Below are 21,129 nucleotides of genomic sequence, written 5' to 3'. Positions count from 1 at the left end.
AACACCGGAAAGGAGGTCAAAGGCCGTCCGGAAAATCCGGACGAGGAGGTAGGTTCAAATATCCTAACCCTGCGTCATTCCCGCCAGCGCGCCGACAATGCTGCTGCGGGGACATAGTCGAAATCACGGTCGAAGGGAAAGACCGGTCTCGCCCGGCGATTGCTCGCCAGATTGGCGATATCCTGATTGACGACGCCATCCGTCAGCGCCATCAGGTTCGGATTGGCAGTCGGCGAAAGGTCCGGCGACAGATAGCCGGACTTGACCACCAGCAGCCGCACATCCTTCGGATCGAGCCCCAGCCGCCGGAAATCCTCGATATTGTGATAGGGACGGCGGCGTGCAGCCAGCACGATCGTGATACCACCAACTGTGACCACGGCCTGACGGTCCGCGACCGCCCCACTGTCATCAAGACGCAGGACCGCTGCGGTCACCTCGGCTGGAATGCTGGCTGGATCGAGGCTGCCGCCGACCCGGAGGGTAAGCGAAGCGCCCTCCCCGGCGGCAAAACAGGCCTCCACAGCCGGACGGTCGGTGATCCCGGCGAGAAGTGCACCATGCCAATCACGGGCGATCAGCGCACGCAGCACATCGGCACGGTCGCCAACCCCGCCACCAGTCGGATTGTCGGCGGAATCGGCAAGGATGACCGGGGATGTCGTGGCAGAAGCAGCAATATCGAGCATCTCCTCCAGCGGTCCCGTGACCGGGCCGAAGCCGAAATTTTCACGCGCGTTCCAGTATTTTTGCGCGATTTCCTCGGCGGCCTTCCACGCCGCTTGCCTGTCGGTGCCCGTCACGACGGCGCATGCCGTTGCCCTCGGCTCGTCGGCCCAGACATCGCCAATCATCAGGTTGGCATCGAGAATGCCCGGCTGGGCATCGAATGCGGGAAGTCCGAGATAGATCGACTTGGCGGGCTCATCCTCCGTCGAGGTGCATTCGCCGGGCAGCAGCAGTGGCACCTTGGCCCAGGCGACCCCCGGGCGATTGCCCGTCCGCAGCGTTTCCACCAGCATCGACCAAGCCCGCACCATGGTTTCGCGCACATCGATATGCGGCGCGGTGCGATAGGCAGCGAAGATATCGAGCTGATCGATGACCCTCTGGCTGACATTGCCGTGAAGATCGTAGCTTGCCGCGACTGGGCAATCCGGTCCGACGACCGTGCGGGCGGCTAAGATCCAGTCCCCCTCGGCGTCGTCCATACCCTCGACATTGATCGCACCATGCATGGCCAGATAAAGCCCGTCGATCGGCAGTGCAGCCTGCAGTTTTTCAAGGAACTCCGCCTTGAAGGCCTCATAGGCCTTGCGAGATACCGGACCGCCCGGAACCGCGCGTGCGTGCAGCAGCGGTTCATGCTCGATACCGGCCGCGTTGAGGAAAATTGAAATATTCAGCGCCGAGCAGATCGGCATCGCGCAGCACGCGAAAATCCTCAACCGTCATCAGGACCGGCGAATAGGTGCTGCATTCGGTATGAATACCACCAACGGCGATGCGCATTGTTTTCCTCATTATTTCAGGTGTTACAGCTTCGGACTGAGCGGGACGATGGCCGCAAAGCGCAGCCAGCTCTTTTGACTTTTCGGCGTCCAGGCAGCTTCGGCAATCGCCGGAAGACGTGGGAAGACCAGACGGTTGAAATAACCGCGCGACAGGTAATGCTCGGACCAGATACAGGCTTGCACGCCCTTCATCCGGTCTTTCAGCTCGTCTGGGAAGTCGCCTTCCGCCTCATAGCCATAGGTATGGGCGGGCGGTACGGTGCCGGCCCAGCTGGCGCCCGGCTCCTGCCATTCTTCGCCTTGGACCATATCGAGATAATAGGCCTGTCCGGGTGTCATCACCACGTCATAGCCTTCGCGGGCAAGCTCGATACCGACTTCCGGCTTCTCCCAGGCCATCAGCAGCGTTTCCACTGTGTCGACACCGCCACCGTGGGCAACCTCGTTCCAGCCGCCAAGCTTCCCGCCGCGCTTTGTCAGCATCTCTTTGATCTGCCTTAAGAAATAGGATTGCAGAGCAAACGTGCCCTCAATGCCTTCCCTTTCCATCAGCTTGCGGGCAAGCGGCGACGCGAGCCAGGCCCCGCTCGCCACTTCGTCACCGCCGATATGGATATAGGCTGACGGGAAAAGCGTGATCATTTCATCGAAGACTTTGCCCAGAAACTCATAGGTGAACGGCACGGCCGGATTGAGCGCGTTGTTCGGATAACCCTGGACGGAATGATAGCTTTCCGGTGCCTCCTGGCCATCGGAGAGGTCACGCAGGGCGACCAACGTCGCCGAGTTGTGACCGGGAACATCGATCTCGGGGATGATCTCGACATTCAGCGTCTGCGCATGCGCGACCAGCGTGCGGACATCATCCTGGCTATAGAACCCACCGACAGGCTCGGCCCCGTTGCCAAGTTGCGGCAGGAGCGGACCATCCGGGCTGCGGATAACGCCGACGGTGGTCAGTTCCGGATAGGCCTTGATCTCAAGCCGCCACGCCTCGTCATCGGTCAGGTGCCAGTGGAAAATGTTGAGTTTGAACCAGGCAAGGATATCGATCAGCCGCGCCACGTCGGCGACCGGATAGAACTGCCGGGAGACGTCGAGATGACAGCCGCGCCAGCTGTAGCGCGGCGCGTCCGAAATCGTGCCTGAGACCGGAAACCGGAATTTTCCCGGCTCGCGGCGGGCGCCGTTCAGAAGCTGCGCGAGCGACGTCAATCCGTATTGCCGGCCGGCGGCTCCGCCATAATTGAGCGTGACGGCGTCCGTAGAAAAGGACAGCGCATAGCCTTCCGCCGCAATGCCCGCATCCTGCTTCAAGTGCAGCGCCCTGCCTTGGCTGTTTCCCGTCAGGCTGAGCGGTGCATGGTCGGCTTCGAATAGGCGGCGGAACAACCCTATTACCGTATCGATCGCCTTGAGGTCGTCGATCGAGGCGCCGGGCGCCGGATAGAGGCAAACGGGGAAAGCATCGCCGGGCACGGCATCGATCTGGCGGGGCCATGGCTGCAGCGCAAACGGCAGGTCGAGCTTGCCCTCCGGCAACAGCACCGGCGGCGGCTCGCTGGTCCGCCCCTCGAGCAAGAGATCGGAAACGGCAACCGGCACATGACGGCCATCGGCGAGCGTCAGATAGGCGGATTTCGCCCCGTCGGTGCAATGCACGGCTTTGCGGTGCAGGCCGCTGACCGTGAAAGTCCAGGATGCACCGGGCGCAAGCACAAACCCTGCCGGGGGTGCAAACTCATGGTAGTTGGCATTGCGCTTGACGAAGACGGCATTCTCGCAGGCGGTCTTGTCGATCACCCGGGTCAGCGCGGTGTAGACGATGGTAAAGCCGTGAATGGCTGTGTCCGACAGGTTGAACAGGCTGAAAACGAAGCGGCCATGCGGACCGCCCTGCGTATGCCACGCGCTTTCGAGACGATAGGACGCCAATTGCATGCCGGTTCCTCTGATGTCTAATAGTTTTCGGATTGCGAGAAGGTACGGGCGAGCTCCGTCTGCCCTGCCGTCAGGCCGCAGTCGACCGGCAGGCAAACGCCGGAGATGGCGGACGCCAGCGGACTGGCAAGAAAGCCGACGGCATTGGCCACGTCGTCCGGACTGGCGATCCGTTGCAGCGGATACCAGCGGCGTGCGTCCTCGAATACATTCGGATTGGCGGCGGCGCGGACTTCCCATGCCTGGGTGCGCACAGTACCGGGAGAAACCGAATTGGCACGAATGCCGTACTTGCCGTATTCGACGGCGATCAGTTTTGTCAGGTGCAGAAGACCGGCCTTGGCGGCGCTGTAGGCCGGATGACCAAAGACATTTGTGCCGTTGACCGAGGCGATGTTGATCACCGAGCCATGGCTTTGTTTCAACGCATCTTCGACAGCACGAAAGCAGAGAAAGGCGGCCTCAAGGTTGAGAACACTGTCCATGCGCCAGATTTCCGGCGTCGTGTCATGCAGGCTGACAGCGCGCGCAGCACCTGCATTGTTGACAAGCGTTCGAACCGTGCCGAGTTCCGCCGCCCGCGCCGCCATCGCGGCGACACTTGCCACATCGGTGATATCGCAGGTCAGGGCAACAAACTTGGCGGGATTGCTAAGGCTTGCCGCTGCCCGTTCAACAGCTTCGCCATCCAGGTCCGGCATCAGCACGACATCATGATCTTCGCCAAGACGGCGGGCAATGGCCCGGCCGATGTCTCCAGCAGCCCCCGTTACGATTGCAACAGATGAAGTCATGACGGGTCCCCTTGTGAGCATGGTGAAATCAATCCCCGAGAAGCTGGCGGTCGTCGCCGTCGCGATGGGCGACAAGCTGCTGCTTGATGCGCCGCAACGTCACCGTCGCCTGTGGCTGGATGTGGTAGGCAACAAGACTGGCCAGGATATCGAGGAGTGCGACATAGGCGATGCGGGTCGATGTCGGGCGATAGATATTGGTACCTTCAGGCAGATCAACCGGTACGGTGATATCGGCGGCGCGAGCAACGGGACTGCCGGTCTGCGTCAGCGCGATGGTCGTCACATTCTGGTCGCGGGCGAGCGTGAAGGATCGGACGAGTTCTGCGTTGCGCCCGGAGAACGACGACCCGATGACGACGTCGCCGGGCCGGGCGGCAGCCGCCATCATCATCTGCATGCTGTGATCGGAACTTGCGGTAATGCGCAGCCCCAGGCGAAACAGGCGGTTCTGCAATTCGCTGGCGATCATCGAGGAATTGCCGCCGGAGCCGAACGCATAGATCATATTGGCGCCGGCCAGCTTTTCGGTCGCCTGCTCGATCGCGGCAAGATCGAGGCTGCGATGCAGCATGAACAGCGCATTCTGCGCCTTGGAGACGATATCCTGCGCCACATCGGCCGGCTCCCGGCTTTTCGGTTCGGGCTTGAGGTAGCGCATGCCGACATACGCGGTGCGGGCCAGTTGCACCTTGAAGTCGGAAAAGCTGTCGCAGCCCAACCGGCGGCAGAAGCGTGTGACGGTCGGCGGGGATACATCCGCCTTGCCCGCCAGCTCGATGATCGAGGCATTCACCGCAAACTCGAAATCAGTCAGCAATATTTCGGCAATGCGGCCTTCGGCCGGCGAAAGTCGCCCTTTTTCTTCCTGAAGTGTCGAGAAAATATCCATCAGACAGCACCCTCAATGAAATCGCCAGGCCGCCTTGAAGAGGCTTCCTGAAACCGCGGCAATGCTGCGATCTGGCATACGATTCTCACCTGGTGTCTACCCGTTTCCGTATCGTCTGAATCTTAGGACGTCTTTTCCTTGTAGGCGACGCAGTCGATCTCGACCTTGCAATCGACCATCATCGACGCCTGCACGCAGGCGCGTGCGGGTGGATGCTCGCCGAAATAGTCCTGATAAATCTTGTTGAAGGTCCAGAAGTCGCGGGGATCATCAAGCCAGACCCCGACGCGAACGATATGCTCGGTTCCGTAATTGGCCTCCTTCAGGATAGCCAGCAGATTGGCGATCGTTCTGTGCGTCTGCGGGATGATGCCGCCCTCGATGATTTCGCCGCTATCCATTGCAACCTGGCCGGATACATAAAGCCAGCCATTCGCCTCTACCGCGCGCGCGAAAGGCAGCGGTTTGCCGCCTGCGCCCGCCTGTACGGTGCCATAACGTGTAATGGACATTCGCCCCGTCCTTGCAAATTGTTTTCTTGATCCGTTGACAAATGACCATAGAAAGCGGAATTTGACCAGAGAAAATCGCTATTTATGAAAAGAATTTCAATCCACGGAGCAATCGTGCGCGATCCCTTCCGCAATCCTTTCCCTTCTTCCGATGCCGCCCGTCACGCGATCTGGCAGATGCTGGTCGAGCGCGACATTGATGCCTTTCTTGCCGCCGACTGGACGAAGGTCGCCGGTGATTTTGTCGAGGAAGGCTTCATCGGCATTGATGCCAAGCGTGAGACCAGCCCCGACAAATGGCGCCTGGCTTTTCCTTGCCTGACGGCCTATCGCGACGAGTGGCTGCGCCAGGCCGAGGATTTTTCCCAGCAATCTTTCGCCGAAGACACCCGAAATGCCATTTTCACCACCACGACGCTCGAAGACATCGAGATCGAAGGCGACATGGCACTCGTCCGCAAGAAATTTGACGGTAGCCTGAAAAAGTCGGACGGCAGCGTTGATATTCTCAAGTGGCAGACATTGTATTACTGCCGCCTGCATCAAGGGCATTGGAAGATCTGCGGCTTCACGGGATATCTGCCCAATCCGATGGGCGCGGTCTGAGCAGCAAGAACGAGGCAAGGGCATTGCGCATTTTCACCGCCGTCCTGGCGACCGAGACCAATACATTCTCACCGATCTGCGTCGATCGCCGCGCCTTCGAGGCGTCGCTCTATGCCCCACCTGGAGAGCACCCGGAAACACCGACGCTCTGTTCAGCGCCGATCACGGTCGGCCGCCGGCTTGCTGCGGAAAAGGGCTTTGATCTGATCGAGGGCACGGCTACGTGGGCCGATCCGGCCGGTCTCGTCAATCGCCTGACCTATGAGGGCCTGCGCGACGAAATCCTCGACCAGCTGCGCGCAGCACTGCCGGTCGATGCCGTGGTGCTCGGACTTCATGGTGCGATGGTCGCCGATGGCTATGAGGATACCGAGGGCGATTTTCTAACTCGTGTCCGCGAGATTGTCGGTCCTGACATTCTCGTCTGCGCCGAACTCGATCCGCACAGTCACTTGACCGCCAAGCGTCGTGAAGCTGCGGATTTCTTCGTCTACTTCAAGGAATTTCCGCATACGGACTTTGTCGATCGCGCCGAAGACCTGTGGCGCATCGCGCTGGATACGCTGGCAGGCCGCGTCAAGCCTGTCATGTCGGTGTTCGATTGCCGGATGATCGACGTCTACCCGACTTCGCGCGACCCGATGCGCTCGTTCGTCGACAAGATCATGCGGATGGAAGCCGAAGCCCCCGATATCCTGTCCATCTCAGTCATCCACGGCTTCATGGCCGGTGATGTGCCGGAAATGGGAACGAAAATGCTTGTTGTCACCGACGGCAAACCGGAAAAGGGCACAGCCCTTGCCCGTGAACTCGGCCTCGAACTCTTCTCCAGGCGTGGCACGTTCATCATGCCGCAGATTGATGAAAAACAGGCCGTTTCCCACGCGTTCGCCGCAACCAGCGGGCCGGTGGTGATTGCGGATGTCTGGGACAATCCCGGCGGCGGTACGGCGGGTGATGCGACGGTGCTGTTGGCCGAGCTTCTGGCACAGGGTGCCAAGGACACGGCAGTCGGCACGATCTGGGATCCGATGGCAGTGCAGATTTGCATGGCCGCCGGCGAAGGTGCTGAAATTCGGCTGCGGTTCGGTGCAAAGTCTGCACCGGGCACCGGCTATCCAATCGACGGCGTCGTCAAGGTCGTCAACCTGGTGCGCAACGCGGAAATGCGTTTCGGCGAAAGTTACGCGCCCTTTGGTGACGCCGCACATATCCAACTTGATGGCATCGACATCATCCTCAACTCCACCCGGGCGCAGAGCTTTGACCCGAGCCTGTTTTCGGTTATGGGCATAGACCCTACATCGAAGAAAATCCTGGTCATCAAGTCGACCAATCACTTCTACGCATCCTTCGCGCTGATTGCGGCCGAAATCCTCTATTGCTCGGCTGGAACACCATACCCGAACAATCCGGCCCGCACGCCCTATCGCCGGGCACCACGCGATATCTGGCCGATGGTAGAGAACCCGCATAATCTGGAGCTGGGATCGGCGTAAGTTCGCCGAACACGTCCTCCGCCAACAGTGAACCAACTGCAAAACCAAAAGGGACGCCCATCGGCGTCCCGTTTGCTTTCAACGAAGCTTTGTAGATCGCCGCGACGTCAGCCGCCGGCGATTTTCAACAGGCCAACGTCGATATCGGTGAGTTCCACCCGGCGCTCCAGCGCTACGCCGGAAGCTTCGAACAGATGGCAATCGGCAACCCCAATACCGATCGGAACCGTCTCGTCAGTCCGGATCGGTGCGCTGCCTGGCAGCATCGCGCAGAAATTCTCGCTTTCACCGTCAAGCGACGCATAGGCAACAGTCTGGGCGCCAAGCCGTTCGATCACTGAAGGCGTCAAGCTCATCGACAGATCGGCCTTACCGAACTGAATGTGCTCCGGGCGAATACCGAGCGTCAGCGGCTGGCCGACAAGATCCGCCCGGCCATTCACAGGAATTGTAGCCGACTGCCCTTTGAATTCGACCTCGACGCCGGCATCGCTGACAGCCTTGCAGATGACGGGCAGCATGTTCATGCGCGGATTGCCGATGAAGCCTGCAACGAATGTGTTGGCCGGCTTGTGATAGAGCTCCAGCGGTGCCCCGGTCTGCGAAATCTCCCCAGCATTGAGCACGACGATCCGGTCCGCCATCGTCATCGCCTCGACCTGATCGTGGGTGACGTAGATCATCGTCGCCTTCAACTGCTTGTGCAGTTTCGCCAGTTCGATGCGCATATCGGCGCGCAGGGCGGCGTCGAGGTTGGAGAGCGGCTCGTCGAACAGGAAGATCTTGGGCTCACGCACGATCGCCCGGCCGATGGCCACGCGCTGGCGCTGGCCGCCGGACAGCATTCCAGGCTTCTGCTGGAGCCGCTGATCGAGATGAAGAATGCGCGCGGCATTCTCGACTTTCGCCTTCAGCTTGTCTTCCTGCATCTTTTCGACGCGTAGCGGAAAGGCGATGTTCTCGAACACGGTCATATGTGGATAGAGCGCGTAGGACTGAAACACCATGGCGATGCCACGCTTGACGGGCGCCAAGTCGTTGACGCGCTTGCCATCAATCATGATGTCGCCCGAGCTGGTCTCGTCAAGACCGGCGATCATGCGCAGCAATGTCGACTTGCCGCAACCGGATGGGCCAACGAAAACGACGAATTCGCCGTTGCGGACCTCCAGTTCGATGCCTTTCAGCACTTCGAACGTCCCGTAGAATTTCTGAACCTTGTTGAGATTGAGCTGTCCCAAGAAACTGTCTCCGGCCGCCGGCGAAAAGCGGCCCGTTCGTAGCAGAAAAGGAGTGGACCGCGAACCTAGATACCGGTTCGCGGTCCGATGGTCTTACTTGTACTGCTCGAGATCGGCAGCAGCTTTCTTCAAGGCATCCGCGGGTTCGGCCTTGTCCGTGACAACGGCCTGAACCATTTCGATGATGACGTTCTGGAAACCCTTGTAGTCGGTGAAGAGCGGCTCCGGACCACCATAGGTGATGCCATCGATGAACGGCTTCCAGTAGGGGTCCTTCTTGACAAACTCATCGACCATCGGCGATGGGCGCAACGGTGTCAGGCCAGCGCCGCCCTGCAATTCATATTCGCCCTGCGGACCGGGCGACGTGATGAATTTTGCAAATTCGATTGCCTTCTCCTCAACGCCGGAGCCCTTGAAGATCGCCAGGCTGTCGGTGATCAGCAGAGTACCTTCACCCTTGGCAGCCGGACCGAGCGGCAGCGGTGCAACGCCCCAGTTGACCTTGGTCTCCTTGAGACGGACAGCAGCACCCGAACCGGACTGGAGCATGCCGACCTTGCCGTCGAGGAAGATCGCTCGCATCTCGTTTTGCTCGTAAGCCGTGGCGCCTTCGACCGAATAAGGCGTGATGTCCTTGTAGGCCTGAAGGGCTGCAAGAACTTCCGGGCTGTCGATGACGATCTTGTCGCCGTCGATGACCTTGCCATTGTTGGTGTAAACCCAATGCATGAACTGATGCATGGTGTTGTCGAAGGTCTTGGCTGGGAGACCGTAGCCGGCAATGCCGGTCTTTTCCTTGATCTGCTTGGCGAAGGCGATCTCTTCGGCCCAGGTCTTCGGCGGCGTTTCAGGATCAAGGCCAGCCTGCTTGAACAGGTCCTTGTTCCAGTAGAGTGCCTTCGTCGAAAATGCGACCGGAACGCCCCACTGATTATCGTCGAACGTGACGGTATCGGTAATGTGAGGATAATAGCTCTTCTTCTCGTCTTCGGTCATCGGCACCGGAACGATGAGATCGTTCTGGGCGAATTCCTTCAGCGTGCGCGAGCCGACGTAGGCCATTGCGACCGGCGTGCCGGCAACCGCAAGCGTCGTCGCCTTGTCCTGGCACTGCGCCCAGCCGACAACTTCAGGCGTAACCTTCCAGCCGGGATTCTTTTCTTCCCACTGCTTGATGTACTTCTCGTGAACCGGGTCCATCACGTCGCCGCAATAGATCCAGCTGATCTCCTGATCGGCCGCGTGGGCGGTCATGGCGCCCAGCGCGGTCGAGCCGAGCAGCGCAAGGGCGAGAATCCCCGTTTTAAGTTGAATTGACACGTTTGAAGCTCCCGTTTCTCTGGTGGTTGATTGCTTTTATTGTTTCACCGCGCCGGCGGTCAGCCCGCTGACGAGATAGCGTTGTAGGAAGAAGATCACGATGATGGCCGGGGTGATGCCGACGAAGCTCGCCGCCATCAACTCGTTCCAGATCACTTCCTGCCGGCCGAAATAGGCAAACAGCCCAACCGGCAACGGCATGTATTCGGTCTTTGAGTTGAAGGTCAGCGCGAAGATGAATTGCTGAGCGTAGGACCCGATGAAGGTCGTGATCGCTACGACGGTGATGCCGGGCATGGCGATGGGGAGGATGACCCGGCGCAGCGTATAGAAATGGCTGGCACCATCGACGAAGGCCGCCTCGTCCAGCTCGCGTGGAATACGCATCATGTAGGTGCGCAACAGCCAGATGGCCGACGGAATGAGGAAGGCAACCCCCGGCACGATCATGGCGAAATAGGTGTTCAGAACACCGAGCGTGCGCATCAGGCGAAACAGCGGGATGAGCAGGACAGCGCCCGAAAACATGTTGACCGCTAGAAACGCGCCGAGCAGAAGTCCGCTGCCGCGAAAGGTGAACCGGGCGAATGCGTAAGACGCAGGCACGACCAGGATCAGGACGATCGCGGTGACGATGATCGAGATGAAGAACGAGTTGAAGATATAACGAGCAAAACCCGGCACGCTCACCCACATCGTCCGGTAGGCGGCGAACGACCCGTTTTCCGGCCAGAACTTGTAGGGAGAGGAAAACAGAAGTCCGAGCGGTTTCAGCGATACGAGAAAGCCTTCGACGAACGGCGCCAGGATAAAGGTCAGGAAGAGGAAGATGCCGGCATAGATGCTTATCAGCTCGTACCAGCGGTAACGGTTGATCATGGCGGGTTGTGTGCTCATCGGTTGGATTCTCCCGCGGAAAGCCGGCTGGTCACCCGGAAATAGGCCAGGCAGAAAATCGACAGGAAGATGCAGATCAGCACAGCCCGCGCAGCACCTTCGCCATATTTCTTCGAACCGATCGCCGTACGGTAGGTATCGATGATCATCGTTGTCGTTTCACCGTTCGGCCCGCCCTGCGTCAGGATCCAGATGATGTCGAACGAGTTGAACGTGGCGATCAACGACAGCATCGACATGGTGATCAGTGAGGGGATAAGCAGCGGCAGGGTAATGCGGCGGAAGCGGTAGAAGCGCCCTGCCCCATCGGTCCAGGCAGCCTCATAGAGATCCTGCGGCACGGCCTGCATCGCCGCCAGCATATAGAGCGTCACCAGCGGTACGCCGATCCAGACGTCGGTGATGATCGTCGCCCAGAATGCGGTCGATCCACGGGCAAGGAATGCGATGGGACCGTCGATGATGCCCCAGTTCTGCAAGACTCCGGAAATCATGCCGAACTGGCCGTTATACATCCAGCCCCACATGAAGATGCCGATAGCCATCGGGACGATCCATGGCGGCATGGTCAGCACGCGGAACAAGGCCCGGCCAGGAACAGCGGCATTCAGCATGCAGGCGCCGAAGACGCCGATGATCATCTTGATCGCCACCGAGAAGAAGGTCCACACGAAGGTGCGGATGATGACCTCGGCAAAGGTGGTGTTGAAAATCTTCTCATAGTTGACCCAGCCGACCCAGTTGGTCGTCTTCTTCAACGAAGCGTCGGTGAACGACAGGATGAACGTGTCCAATAGCGGATAGGCAACGATCACGACGACATAGAGAACGGCTGGCAGCAGAAGCATCCAGGCGAAGATGAGAGTGCTGCGCTGAACGTTCATCTTGCGCCCTTCCTATGCCGCACGGGTGTGGAGCGCCTCGTCAAAGCGATCCCAGACTGGCCGCAGATCGACGACGGTGCGCTTGCGGCGCGCCTCGTCCATGGACAGCGCCAGAATGCCCGCTTCCAGTGCATCGATCGTCGAAACTGGCAGCGCCCGTCCATCGCGGACATGCCCGATGATGTCGGTGGCCATCTGCTCGTCGGCGCCGTAATGCTGTGACAGCGCTGTCGCGGCATATTTGTTTTCGACGACCTTTTTTCCGCTCAGCATTTCGTGAACATCGAAATAGCCACGGATGAAATCACCTTCTGCCATGCCGCGGGATCCCATGATGCAGAAACGGCGGAACTGGTCGGGCACATTCAAATTGGTGTGGAAGTTCATGCCGACGCCGTTGGCATATTCGACGATCGCTACCTGGTAATCGATAATGTCGCCATCACTGTCGAACACCTTGTCGGAGCCCATCCAGCCGCTAGGCTTGCGATGGAAAAGCTCAAGGTCATTGATGCCTTCGCGGGCCGGATCATTTTCGGGGGTGAAGCTCTTGCGGCCTCCGAAGCTTGCGACCCGCTCCGGCCGTGCGCCGATAATGCCATTATAGAGATCGAGATCGTGGCAGCACTTTTCCAGCATGAAACTGCCGGAATAGCGCTCGTAGCGGCGCCAGTCGCGCATGAAGAAGGCGCCATGATAGGGTTCGATATGTTCGGACGCCTCGATCGAGACGATCTGCCCAAGTGTGCCGGCAGCCTGAGCGGCACGGAGGTCGCGGTACATCGGCGCATAGCGCAGCACGAGGCCGACCATCAGCCGCTCATGGCCGTATTTCGCCATCAAACGGGCGAGTTCGATGCTCGCTTCAACTGTGGTGACGATCGGCTTTTCGCTGAAGACTTTTAGACCGGATTCCAAGCCAATGCGAATATGATCGAGGTGCATGTGATTGGGCGAGCCGATCATCAGGAGATCGAGCTTCTCGTTGGCGAACAGGTCTTGCGGTGTCGCATAGGCAGTACCAGCAGAGACGCCTTTTTCCAGAAGGCCGGGCAAACCGGCCGGATTCGGATCGACGTAACCCGCGATCTCGAAGTTTTCGTCCATAGCCTTGAAGACATAACCCAGATAGCCAAGACGGAATCCGAGTCCGATAATGCCAACTTTCATTCTTCTGGTATTCCCCGTTTATTGTCGTAATTTATTTTCTCAGACTGAGGCAGATTTTCAAACTCGTCAACCGGAATCCGCAAAATCATCAGTTTTATGAAATTCATTTTCATAAACCCCAATTGCATCACCGCTCAACAAGGAAAATAATCCATAACCGGACCCGCTGTGTCCTTGAGTTGTGAACACGTGGGAGGGCACGCCGAAGAGCTCCGTCGACGGAATACGTCTTCAGTCGTGCCCGAGAGCGACCGTTCTACGCGAACAGGAGTATGACCGCCGCACTGTTTGCAGGCGGCCTATTTTCGACTGCTTCTATTGCCCGTTGATCAAGGCAAGGACGAGCTGCTGGATGTTGCCGCCGTTGCTGAGTTCGGCCCGGTCGAAATCCCGGCTCTGTTGCCGTTGGGAGCGCGATAGCTCACCAAGGCGAGCGGTCAGTTCCGTGCGGATCTTCTGGCACTTCGGGTCGTCGGCTACCGTAAAGCCCACGGAAACGGCCTCGATCTTTTTCACCATATCCTTGATGAGATCACCATGCACCAGCTCGTGCTTATGCACGCCTGAAATGAAAGTTTCCCATTTTTTCGCAACCGGTCCCGGCAAGCGCTCGGCCGGTTTTGGCAAAACATAGGTTATGATCAGCTTGGGTCGCGCGACAGCCAGAACACAAGAATTGCCCTTGGGCTCGTATTTCCGGGTCCAGGTCAGCTTGAAATTGGTAACGGCAACAGCGCGGCCGGCATTTCCAATCTTGGGCCCGCGTCCGCCGATCGAGGCGTACAGTTCCGCGCCCGTCTTGCCGCCGACGGTGTAAACCTGAACGTTTTCGACGGCCTGCCAGTCTGCGTGTGCAGGGATCGGAAAAAGGGACACACAGCCCAATAACAAACTCAGGAGACGGATGGGTTTCACGGGCTTCTCTCAAAGTGATGTTACATCGTTCATGGTCAGCGGGCAGGCCGCGCAATGGGGGGTGGCGACTGCGAACCGAGTTTGCTCCCGAGCAAAAGAACCCAAAATGGGGTCAATCATCTTCGTCATCTTCGGTGGGGCTTGTGCCATTCATATCGGGATCATCAGCCACTCTTTTCCGGTTGAGCAATCCGCTGTCCTCGAGCATCTCGATATCAGGCAGATCGCGCAGAGTGTCGAAGCCGAACGTCGACAAGAATGCGGGCGTCGTGACGTATGTATAAGGCGCGCCCGGTGTCGGGCTGCGTGGGCCGGAGGTTATCAGCTTGGCCTCGCGCAAACTGGCAATTGTGTCGCGGCTGACCTCCTTGCCAAACATGGTTGACAACTCGCCGCGCGTGACCGGCTGAAAGTAGCCAATGGCGATTAGAACTATGGCCTCTTGCTGATTGAAGCCCGCCATCGGCTGGGTTGTGGTCCCTGACGCCCGGATTGCAGGCGCATAGGAGGATCTTGTCCTGTGGTGCCAACCGCCCGCGACAGCCACCAGATCAAACGGCCGGCCGCGCAATTCCTCGCGAATATCGTCAATGATTAGGTCGATATTACACTCCTGCCCAACGACCCGGGCAAGTGTCGCACGATCAACCGGAATAGCCGAGGCAAAAATCACCGCCTCGACGCGGTTCATCCACTCACGCCAGCGGAGCGCCGGCGGCAGGGAAGCCAGTTCGCGGTCGAACAACACGTTCTCCTGCCCCGCCGCCTTCTTTCTGCGCCCCCCGGGCCTGGCAATATCCGATCCAGCCATGGTCATAGGCCGTAAATCCGGAAGGTTGAGCGTCCCGACAGCTCCCGCACACCGCCCAGCATCTCCAGGCGCTCGAACAACCGGCGGCTGGCCCAACGTGAAAGGTTGCCGTTGGTAGCGGAGGCCGACAATGCATCCTCGGCCAACAATTGCCGCATGACTGTTTCTGCGCCCTTGGTCCGTACCTTTGGTGCCACGGCCAGGAACTGCTCGGCACGACGACTGATGTCGACCGCCTGTCGCAAGGCCTCACGTGCCCCCTGAACGAGAGCGAGGCAGACTGATCGGGCAAACGCCTCATCATCGGGTTTTATGCGCCCCCTCCCCCCGGCCATCCGGAACGCTGGATCATAACGCTGCGCCATCAGGAGCGGAACAGGCGTTTGCCAGTTGAGTTTTTTCGCCAAAACCCAGTCCGCCAGCCACCAGGCCAGAATTTCTGCGTCCGGACGAAGACGGCACACTGTCGTCACCAGTTCAGCGACGGCAAAAGGTGCCGCGCGCCCATCCTGCGCCAAGTCGCCGGTGAGCTGACAGAAATCCGCCAGCGTATCGTCCCATTTCATTGCGAAGAGATTTGCGATGTCGCGCAGTGTTTTTGCATGCGGCGGTTCAAAATTATGCGTGCTATGCGCCGACAATTTCTTATAGGCCAAAAAGACATTGCCGGCCGGTCCCGCGTCGCCATCGGCCGTACGCAATAGAACGGCATCACGCAGCGCCGATTCGTCCTCCGTCCGGCCCATCAGCCGCACCGCAGCCACCGCACATTTCAGTCCGAGGCGCTGGCGCCAGGAACCGGACCAAACAGGCTCCAGTCGCACCAGCTGATCTAGCGAACTCAAAGCCGCTCCCGCCTTGAATGCCACATCGACATCGCTCACCGCGCCGCGAGACGTGACCCACCCAGGTATGACAGGCGCGGGCAAAGATATGGGACGCTTTGGGGGATAGCTCGAATCCATGTGGAAAGCATATGTGGCGAGGGCGGTTTTAACCAGAAGAAATGTTGTAACCGCACAGGTTGTTCTGGGAGTAAGATGGCTCCGGTTTTACCGTCTTCATCGAAATCGATACTGCGACGAGGTTTTATCGTCGCTTTTTCACACCGTAGTATCCGCCGTGGTATAGTAGCGCCTCAGGACTGCCGGTCGAATTTCGTGTGGTCCACTGCACAACGGCCCCGCAAATTCCGATTCGAGATAGGCACTACCCGCCTTGCGCACCTCCTGCACCGAGCGGGCAACAATTTGCACCTACGACACAACGTATGCCTATGCTCCGCTCCGCTCCCAAGTCGCTTCTGTTTGCTATGTAGATTTCGCCGGCTTGCATTTCTGATGCTAGCCTGAAGGAAGGTTTCTGGCGCGCAACATTGCTTACAGCCGGCCACGATGCGTTTGCACCGATCTCGCTGCTGGCCAAAATAGAGCAGCATATAGAATGCAACTTCGGGACAGTCGATCCCGATTTCCGCCGTTCCGGCGGCGCGATGCTAAATCTCCTGCGGCTGCCCCGGGAACCGAAGTTGCATGCGCGAATTCCCGAACCGTGGCTTAAGCCACCGCTATGCTCGGTTCTCCGATATGCTCATTTTTCATGTGTCCCGCGTGCAGCGGGACGTCGGACATCGGGCGACTGTGATCAAGTAGTGTATCGACAGATGTGGGCCGCTCGTCAGGTCGCTCTGCGTCATCAATTTTAGTCGAAACCGCCTTAGGGACATTCTACAAACTCCGCTCATTCTTGAGCGGCTCTGCTCCCAGAGGCCAGTTCGCCCAGTCTTGGCACGAAAGGCTAAAACAGCATTAACTATTTCTTAACGATGGGGAGTCATCCTGTGGTTGGTCCGAGGCAGTGTCACTATCGGATCGCCAAAGTGCAGCGCAGTGCAGTGCATGCCCACGAAAGACGAAGCAAAACATGTTACTTCCCGGAAATTGAGACCCACTGACCCTCTCAGTGGGTCTTTTTCATTTGAGATGGACACGCATCGGCGAATTAACCATCTGTTAGGCATGTTTAGTTAGGTTTCGTTTACGGTTCAGCGATCACTGGTCCAGTCTGTCTGCCCAGCAATAAGCCCGCCAACTTTTCCAGTTGACGGGCTTTTGTTTTATCAGTCCCGGCCGCCCATCGCCGTTCATGGCGAGCAACGCCGGCGTGCACAGATACCCGGCAGCTGGACCATGTCGAAATATGCAAAGCCCGTACCTTATGCGATTGGTGACTTTTACTGTCTGAGATCCTGCAGTTTCGTGGAGCTGTACGGGTACACGATAATGCGCCCCGAGCTTGGCCCCTCGATGCGTGCCTCATCGCCGCGTCCGAGAGAGTATGCGGGACAGAGCTTCACCGTCGGGGTGTGGTTTGAGGCAAACAGCAAAGCCTGACATGCACGAGCCAGGGGTTTGGGCACGGCGCCGGACGCTTTGGCCGATCGCTGCCAGATGATGCCATTGCCCCACCTTCTTAATCTGCCGGCATTGGCGCCCATTGCGGTCTCGATGGGGCATGTCTGACCGAGGATCGCCTCGCAAGCTCAGCTCGATCGGCAGCCGCAACGGCCGGCTCGTTTTCTTCCCCTGGCCGCAAGCGCCCATTCCTCGCGGGGCAAGAAAGCCTCACCTATGACCGTCCTCCACTTTGTTTCGGTCCTTCGGATGCGGACCGTTCGTCCCCGGCCTGGTCGACAGCCATCGAGATCGCGATGGGCGCGGCTCGAACGACTTAGGAAGGATAAAGACAATGGCGACCATCGGCTCTTTCACCGCTACCGGCAACGGCTTTTCCGGCACCATCAAGACCCTCAACCTCAACGTCAAGGCAACCGTGCGCGCTGTCGAACGCACCACGGAGAAGGGTCCAGACTTCCGCATCCTTGCGGGAAGCGTGGCTTTCGGCGCCGCCTGGAAGAAGACCTCGAATGAGGGCCGCGACTACCTCTCGGTCACACTCGACGACCCGAGCTTTCCGGCTCCGATCTACGCAACCCTGATCGAAGTCGAAGGCGAGGAAGGCCTCTCCCTCATCTGGTCCCGCACGAACCGGGACTGAACACTAACGAGGGCCCCGCCGACGGCGGGGCCCTCCTCTCCTGGCAAGACGATGGGTTTACAAATGCCATCGTTGGCGAACAGACTTATCGGTGTTTGCGATAGCCTTTGCGCAGTTTCTGCGCCGCAAGCCTCGCCAAAAGTCCGCGCCTCTGGCTCGTCGCCACAGCAGTCGCGATGCGGTCGCAGGTCCGTTTCACGGACGCATCTGCGACAGGCCCTGCTGAACGTTCAGGCAATGGCAGCGTGCGAATTTGCGGGACGGGTCGATGCGCCTGATACAGAGTGTCCCTGTCTGATTGGTCATTCCGGCATTATCGCGGGTGCCCGGTCCAAGGAGACTTGTGAACCGATCGCCGCCAATCGATTCACAAAGTTTATGGATGCACTTCGAGTTCGCCCGGGGCTTGGCGCTTAAAGTTGCTGCACTGGTGAGTTTGCGTTTGCCCTTGACGCTTGAGCGCCGTCTGCCGATCCTAATCGAACATTCCCTTGAACTCCGGGTCCGAATAGTAGCGCAGCTTGGCCCCTATGACAGGACGTTGTCCGGCAAGAAACAGCAGCTGCGCGTGCGCCGGAAGGTTGCGCACTTCGTCCGGCGTCAGAAGCGAACGGGCGACGTGCTGCTCGCTATAAGAAATACCCGACTGTTCGGAATCAAGCGCGCGCCCCATGGTCTGGAAGACGACGGTTTCGTGTCCGAGCAGATTGGAGACCAGACGGGCGCTGTCGTGATCGTTGACCCCAAAGACCTGTAGGACGGCGGCATTCGACAGGAAGGTGCCTGCACGTTGTCCATAGGTGGCGCGCAGCTGATGGATATCCTGCAGGATTGGCCAGAGCTGAATGCCGTAACCGGCTATGAGGGCCATGGCGCGTTCGATCGGCGCCAAGTGACCGAGAGCCGCGAACTCGTCGAGCAGGTAGAGAATAGGCCGCGCAGCGGACGCGGCGTCGCGCACCATGTCAGTCAGGCTTTGGGTGACCAGTAGTCGTAGCCATCTCGAACAGGTCGACAGCCGATCGGGCGACAGGGCCAGAAACACCGTGACGTTGTTGCGCTTGAGATCGGTAAAACGAAAATCTGATCGGCCAAGCACCGCGGTCATGCGCGGACTGTCAAGGAAGTGAGTTTGACGTTGCGCCGCCGACAGCACGCCCCCCGCTTCGCGATCTGACTTGCTAACCTGGCGTTCTCTCCCTTCAGGTCTATGCAGATCACCGAGCTTTGGCGTTCAGCAGATTAGGAATGATGGTGCCAACACCCTTGCCGGTCCGTGTTGGCGCTATGGTCAAAAGGTGTGCTGGCCCGTCATAGCGCAGCAGCCTGATTGTCTCCGGATCGCCACCGATTATCAGACCGTCATCTGTTGCGGAGAGTTTTTGCAGTTCCCAAGCCGTCGCCCAACGCGCGGAGCCACAACACGGAAAAAATCGGCACATTCGTCATGAACACGGAGAGAAAACCTCCGACAGCGAACACAAGTGGCAGATATCCTGCGAAGGCCTGGACGAGGTTGGTGATCTCCCAGGCTGGAAGCCGGCGATCAGATGAATGAGAAAGCTGGCGAGGAACAGCAGCGCCGCGAACAGCACGCAGATAATCGCGGAACCGACCGCCAGGACCGGAGCCTTGACGATCGATTGGAGGAGCCTCGAACACGTCATTCCGGGTTTCCACGGCTCGACCTTTCGAGCCATGATGCCGGCAGGAGGATGTCGTCGAACAGAGCTCGATCGCCATCGCGAGCCAGAAACCCGGACAGTTCGGTGGACAGTCTCTCGCGAAGCCAGTGAGACAAGGCAGGATCTCTGGAGTGTTCGAGCTGACGCAACACGAAGGCACCCAGCAGAATTTTGCGTCTTGTGTCGCGTGCTCGTTCCTGTTTGCCGAGACGGGCCACAAGCGACTTCTTGCGCTGCTCAAGTTCTGCGATCCGCTGGACAATCGGTTTACGTCCCATCGTGCTCTTTCGGGTCGGCATGGCGCGAAAAATAGTGATCGCTGGAGACGATGCAGAAACCGGAAAAACGAGCGGTATGAAGCATATGCATCGTGTCGATGATCATCGCACCGTCGGTGGCGTTCCTTCCGAGCGTTTGGGCAAGCTGCTGGATGGGGTGAATGGCGAAATCGCGCAGGCTCAGTTTCCAGCCTTTAAAGTTTGGCGTGGTCCAGTCGCCGTAGATCCGCTTGACGACGGGTGATCCCAACGGCGTGACCTCCCTCAAATGGCTGCGGATGATCCTGGGCGCGGCGGCGTCGTCAATCAGCAACGCCAGTGGTGCTCGACGTGTTTGTGTCATGGACGCTTCCTTGTTTGTCGCAAGACTACAGACAACGCAGCACCGGCACCATTGTTGGATCCTACAATGGTGCGCCTGGTGCAATCCCTTACGAAGAGAGCGAAGCGAAAGAAGTTCCAAGGGCGCACTTACGAGTTGCTGCGCAACTCAAGTCGCCGATCTGCATATCGGGAAGGCAAACCGCGTTTGGCGATTTACCATTGCAGCATGAAGCCGATTGCAAGGAGCGGCGGCCGTAGCGCGGTTGCTTCGGCCGCCTATCGTGCTGCAGAAAAGCTGACGAATGAGCGAGATGGCCTGACCCACGATTTTCGAGCCAAGCAGGGCGTCGAGCATGTGGAGATTGTGCTTCCTGACGGTGTGGATGCCGAATGGGCGCGGGATCGATCGGCTTTGTGGAATGCAGCCGAGAAAGCCGAGAACCGCAAGGACGCTCGCGTCGCTCGTGAATTCGAAGTTGCTCTTCCCCATGAACTGCAGGCAAGCGAGCGGATTGCACTGACACGGGCCTTTGTGCAGGAACTGGCGAACCGGTATGGCGCAGCGGTGGATTTTGCCGTGCACTCTCCACACGGTGCGAGCGATGTTCGCAATCATCATGCCCACATCATGATGACGACACGGGAAGTGACGCCGGGCGGGCTCGGTGACAAAACTCTGATCGAGCGCGAGAACAAATGGCTTCTGTCGAACGATCTGCCGACATCGCAGATGCAGCTTCGCGATATCCGGCACTTGTTCGAGCAGACGGCCAACCAACATCTGGC

The 21,129-nt window shown here is 58.9% G+C and carries 18 protein-coding genes and 2 pseudogenes; 4 read left to right on the top strand and 16 right to left on the bottom strand.

The window, feature by feature from the left end; translation table 11 throughout:
• Window positions 1–74: 74 nt before the first annotated feature.
• The 5 genes and pseudogenes from ACP7BS_RS26440 to ACP7BS_RS26420 all read right to left on the bottom strand — a co-directional run bounded on the left by ACP7BS_RS26440 (window position 75) and on the right by ACP7BS_RS26420 (window position 5,653).
• Window positions 75–1,512 (bottom strand): annotated as a pseudogene (locus ACP7BS_RS26440) (M81 family metallopeptidase).
• Between the two features lie 23 nt (window positions 1,513–1,535).
• Window positions 1,536–3,455, bottom strand: a complete 1,920-nt coding sequence (locus tag ACP7BS_RS26435; protein WP_426240466.1) for a beta-N-acetylhexosaminidase — start codon at window positions 3,453–3,455, stop codon at window positions 1,536–1,538.
• A 17-nt stretch (window positions 3,456–3,472) separates the two neighbouring features.
• On the bottom strand, window positions 3,473–4,249 hold the full coding sequence (locus tag ACP7BS_RS26430; RefSeq protein WP_426240464.1) for an SDR family oxidoreductase: 777 nt from the start codon (window positions 4,247–4,249) through the stop codon (window positions 3,473–3,475).
• A 28-nt stretch (window positions 4,250–4,277) separates the two neighbouring features.
• Entirely contained in the window at window positions 4,278–5,141 is an 864-nt protein-coding gene (locus ACP7BS_RS26425) for a MurR/RpiR family transcriptional regulator (protein WP_426240462.1), read from the bottom strand.
• 122 nt (window positions 5,142–5,263) lie between these two features.
• Window positions 5,264–5,653, bottom strand: coding sequence for a RidA family protein (locus ACP7BS_RS26420; RefSeq protein WP_426240460.1), 390 nt, complete (start codon window positions 5,651–5,653; stop codon window positions 5,264–5,266).
• 114 nt (window positions 5,654–5,767) lie between these two features.
• Here ACP7BS_RS26420 and ACP7BS_RS26415 point away from each other — a divergent pair, with 114 nt between their 5' ends.
• Together ACP7BS_RS26415 and ACP7BS_RS26410 are read left to right on the top strand one after the other, a co-directional pair.
• Window positions 5,768–6,259, top strand: a complete 492-nt coding sequence (locus tag ACP7BS_RS26415; RefSeq protein WP_426240518.1) for a hypothetical protein — start codon at window positions 5,768–5,770, stop codon at window positions 6,257–6,259.
• Window positions 6,260–6,282: 23 nt separating this feature from the next.
• Window positions 6,283–7,758: a M81 family metallopeptidase gene (locus ACP7BS_RS26410; RefSeq protein ID WP_426240458.1), complete on the top strand. Its 1,476-nt coding sequence runs from the start codon at window positions 6,283–6,285 to the stop codon at window positions 7,756–7,758.
• 107 nt (window positions 7,759–7,865) lie between these two features.
• Here ACP7BS_RS26410 and ACP7BS_RS26405 read toward each other — a convergent pair whose 3' ends face one another.
• From ACP7BS_RS26405 to ACP7BS_RS26370, 8 genes are all read right to left on the bottom strand, one after another.
• Window positions 7,866–8,999, bottom strand: coding sequence for an ABC transporter ATP-binding protein (locus ACP7BS_RS26405; RefSeq protein ID WP_426240456.1), 1,134 nt, complete (start codon window positions 8,997–8,999; stop codon window positions 7,866–7,868).
• Between the two features lie 93 nt (window positions 9,000–9,092).
• Entirely contained in the window at window positions 9,093–10,322 is a 1,230-nt protein-coding gene (locus tag ACP7BS_RS26400) for an ABC transporter substrate-binding protein (RefSeq protein WP_426232562.1), read from the bottom strand.
• A gap of 36 nt (window positions 10,323–10,358) precedes the next feature.
• A complete protein-coding gene (locus ACP7BS_RS26395; protein WP_426232563.1) occupies window positions 10,359–11,219 on the bottom strand; it encodes a carbohydrate ABC transporter permease in 861 nt (286 codons plus the stop codon).
• A complete protein-coding gene (locus ACP7BS_RS26390; RefSeq protein WP_426240454.1) occupies window positions 11,216–12,103 on the bottom strand; it encodes a carbohydrate ABC transporter permease in 888 nt (295 codons plus the stop codon). Before ACP7BS_RS26390 ends, ACP7BS_RS26395 begins: the two co-directional genes overlap by 4 nt.
• A gap of 12 nt (window positions 12,104–12,115) precedes the next feature.
• Window positions 12,116–13,273, bottom strand: a complete 1,158-nt coding sequence (locus ACP7BS_RS26385) for a Gfo/Idh/MocA family protein (protein WP_426240452.1) — start codon at window positions 13,271–13,273, stop codon at window positions 12,116–12,118.
• 315 nt (window positions 13,274–13,588) lie between these two features.
• A complete protein-coding gene (locus ACP7BS_RS26380) occupies window positions 13,589–14,188 on the bottom strand; it encodes a DUF922 domain-containing Zn-dependent protease (protein WP_426240451.1) in 600 nt (199 codons plus the stop codon).
• 112 nt (window positions 14,189–14,300) lie between these two features.
• The gene (gene scpB / locus ACP7BS_RS26375) at window positions 14,301–14,999 is read right to left on the bottom strand and encodes an SMC-Scp complex subunit ScpB (protein WP_426240517.1); all 699 of its coding nucleotides are present in this window, start codon (window positions 14,997–14,999) and stop codon (window positions 14,301–14,303) included.
• 2 nt (window positions 15,000–15,001) lie between these two features.
• The gene (locus ACP7BS_RS26370) at window positions 15,002–15,883 is read right to left on the bottom strand and encodes a DUF1403 family protein (protein WP_426240450.1); all 882 of its coding nucleotides are present in this window, start codon (window positions 15,881–15,883) and stop codon (window positions 15,002–15,004) included.
• Between the two features lie 1,864 nt (window positions 15,884–17,747).
• Between ACP7BS_RS26370 and ACP7BS_RS26365 the strand changes: the two genes are divergently transcribed.
• Window positions 17,748–18,056 carry a DUF736 domain-containing protein gene (locus ACP7BS_RS26365; RefSeq protein WP_426232568.1) on the top strand — a complete coding sequence of 103 codons (309 nt, stop codon included), beginning with the start codon at window positions 17,748–17,750 and terminating at the stop codon, window positions 18,054–18,056.
• Between the two features lie 475 nt (window positions 18,057–18,531).
• Here the strand turns inward: ACP7BS_RS26365 and ACP7BS_RS26360 are convergent.
• From ACP7BS_RS26360 to ACP7BS_RS26350, 3 genes and pseudogenes are all read right to left on the bottom strand, one after another.
• A pseudogene (locus ACP7BS_RS26360) lies at window positions 18,532–19,474 on the bottom strand (type IV secretory system conjugative DNA transfer family protein); the annotation flags it as partial.
• A 245-nt stretch (window positions 19,475–19,719) separates the two neighbouring features.
• Window positions 19,720–20,019: a mobilization protein gene (locus ACP7BS_RS26355; RefSeq protein WP_426233038.1), complete on the bottom strand. Its 300-nt coding sequence runs from the start codon at window positions 20,017–20,019 to the stop codon at window positions 19,720–19,722.
• On the bottom strand, window positions 20,009–20,362 hold the full coding sequence (locus ACP7BS_RS26350; RefSeq protein WP_426240449.1) for an NYN domain-containing protein: 354 nt from the start codon (window positions 20,360–20,362) through the stop codon (window positions 20,009–20,011). Before ACP7BS_RS26350 ends, ACP7BS_RS26355 begins: the two co-directional genes overlap by 11 nt.
• A gap of 186 nt (window positions 20,363–20,548) precedes the next feature.
• On the opposite strand from ACP7BS_RS26350, the gene mobQ reads away from it, so the two are divergent.
• Window positions 20,549–21,129 (top strand): MobQ family relaxase (gene mobQ, locus ACP7BS_RS26345; RefSeq protein WP_426240516.1); only part of this gene is annotated, 581 nt, incomplete at its 3' end.

Source organism: Pararhizobium sp. DWP1-1-3 (assembly GCF_049896125.1).
Classification (GTDB): domain Bacteria; phylum Pseudomonadota; class Alphaproteobacteria; order Rhizobiales; family Rhizobiaceae; genus Pararhizobium.
The sequence above is the reverse complement of the archived record's forward strand: the minus strand, read 5'-3'. Positions and strand labels throughout refer to the sequence as shown.

Coding starts and splice junctions, on each gene's coding strand:
- ACP7BS_RS26355 (WP_426233038.1), bottom strand. CDS start 20,019: ATGGGACGTAAACCGATTGTCCAGCGGATCGCAGAACTTGAGCAGCGC.
- ACP7BS_RS26385 (WP_426240452.1), bottom strand. CDS start 13,273: ATGAAAGTTGGCATTATCGGACTCGGATTCCGTCTTGGCTATCTGGGT.
- ACP7BS_RS26365 (WP_426232568.1), top strand. CDS start 17,748: ATGGCGACCATCGGCTCTTTCACCGCTACCGGCAACGGCTTTTCCGGC.
- ACP7BS_RS26420 (WP_426240460.1), bottom strand. CDS start 5,653: ATGTCCATTACACGTTATGGCACCGTACAGGCGGGCGCAGGCGGCAAA.
- ACP7BS_RS26425 (WP_426240462.1), bottom strand. CDS start 5,141: ATGGATATTTTCTCGACACTTCAGGAAGAAAAAGGGCGACTTTCGCCG.
- ACP7BS_RS26430 (WP_426240464.1), bottom strand. CDS start 4,249: ATGACTTCATCTGTTGCAATCGTAACGGGGGCTGCTGGAGACATCGGC.
- ACP7BS_RS26390 (WP_426240454.1), bottom strand. CDS start 12,103: ATGAACGTTCAGCGCAGCACTCTCATCTTCGCCTGGATGCTTCTGCTG.
- scpB (WP_426240517.1), bottom strand. CDS start 14,999: ATGGCTGGATCGGATATTGCCAGGCCCGGGGGGCGCAGAAAGAAGGCG.
- ACP7BS_RS26435 (WP_426240466.1), bottom strand. CDS start 3,455: ATGCAATTGGCGTCCTATCGTCTCGAAAGCGCGTGGCATACGCAGGGC.
- ACP7BS_RS26350 (WP_426240449.1), bottom strand. CDS start 20,362: ATGACACAAACACGTCGAGCACCACTGGCGTTGCTGATTGACGACGCC.
- ACP7BS_RS26395 (WP_426232563.1), bottom strand. CDS start 11,219: ATGAGCACACAACCCGCCATGATCAACCGTTACCGCTGGTACGAGCTG.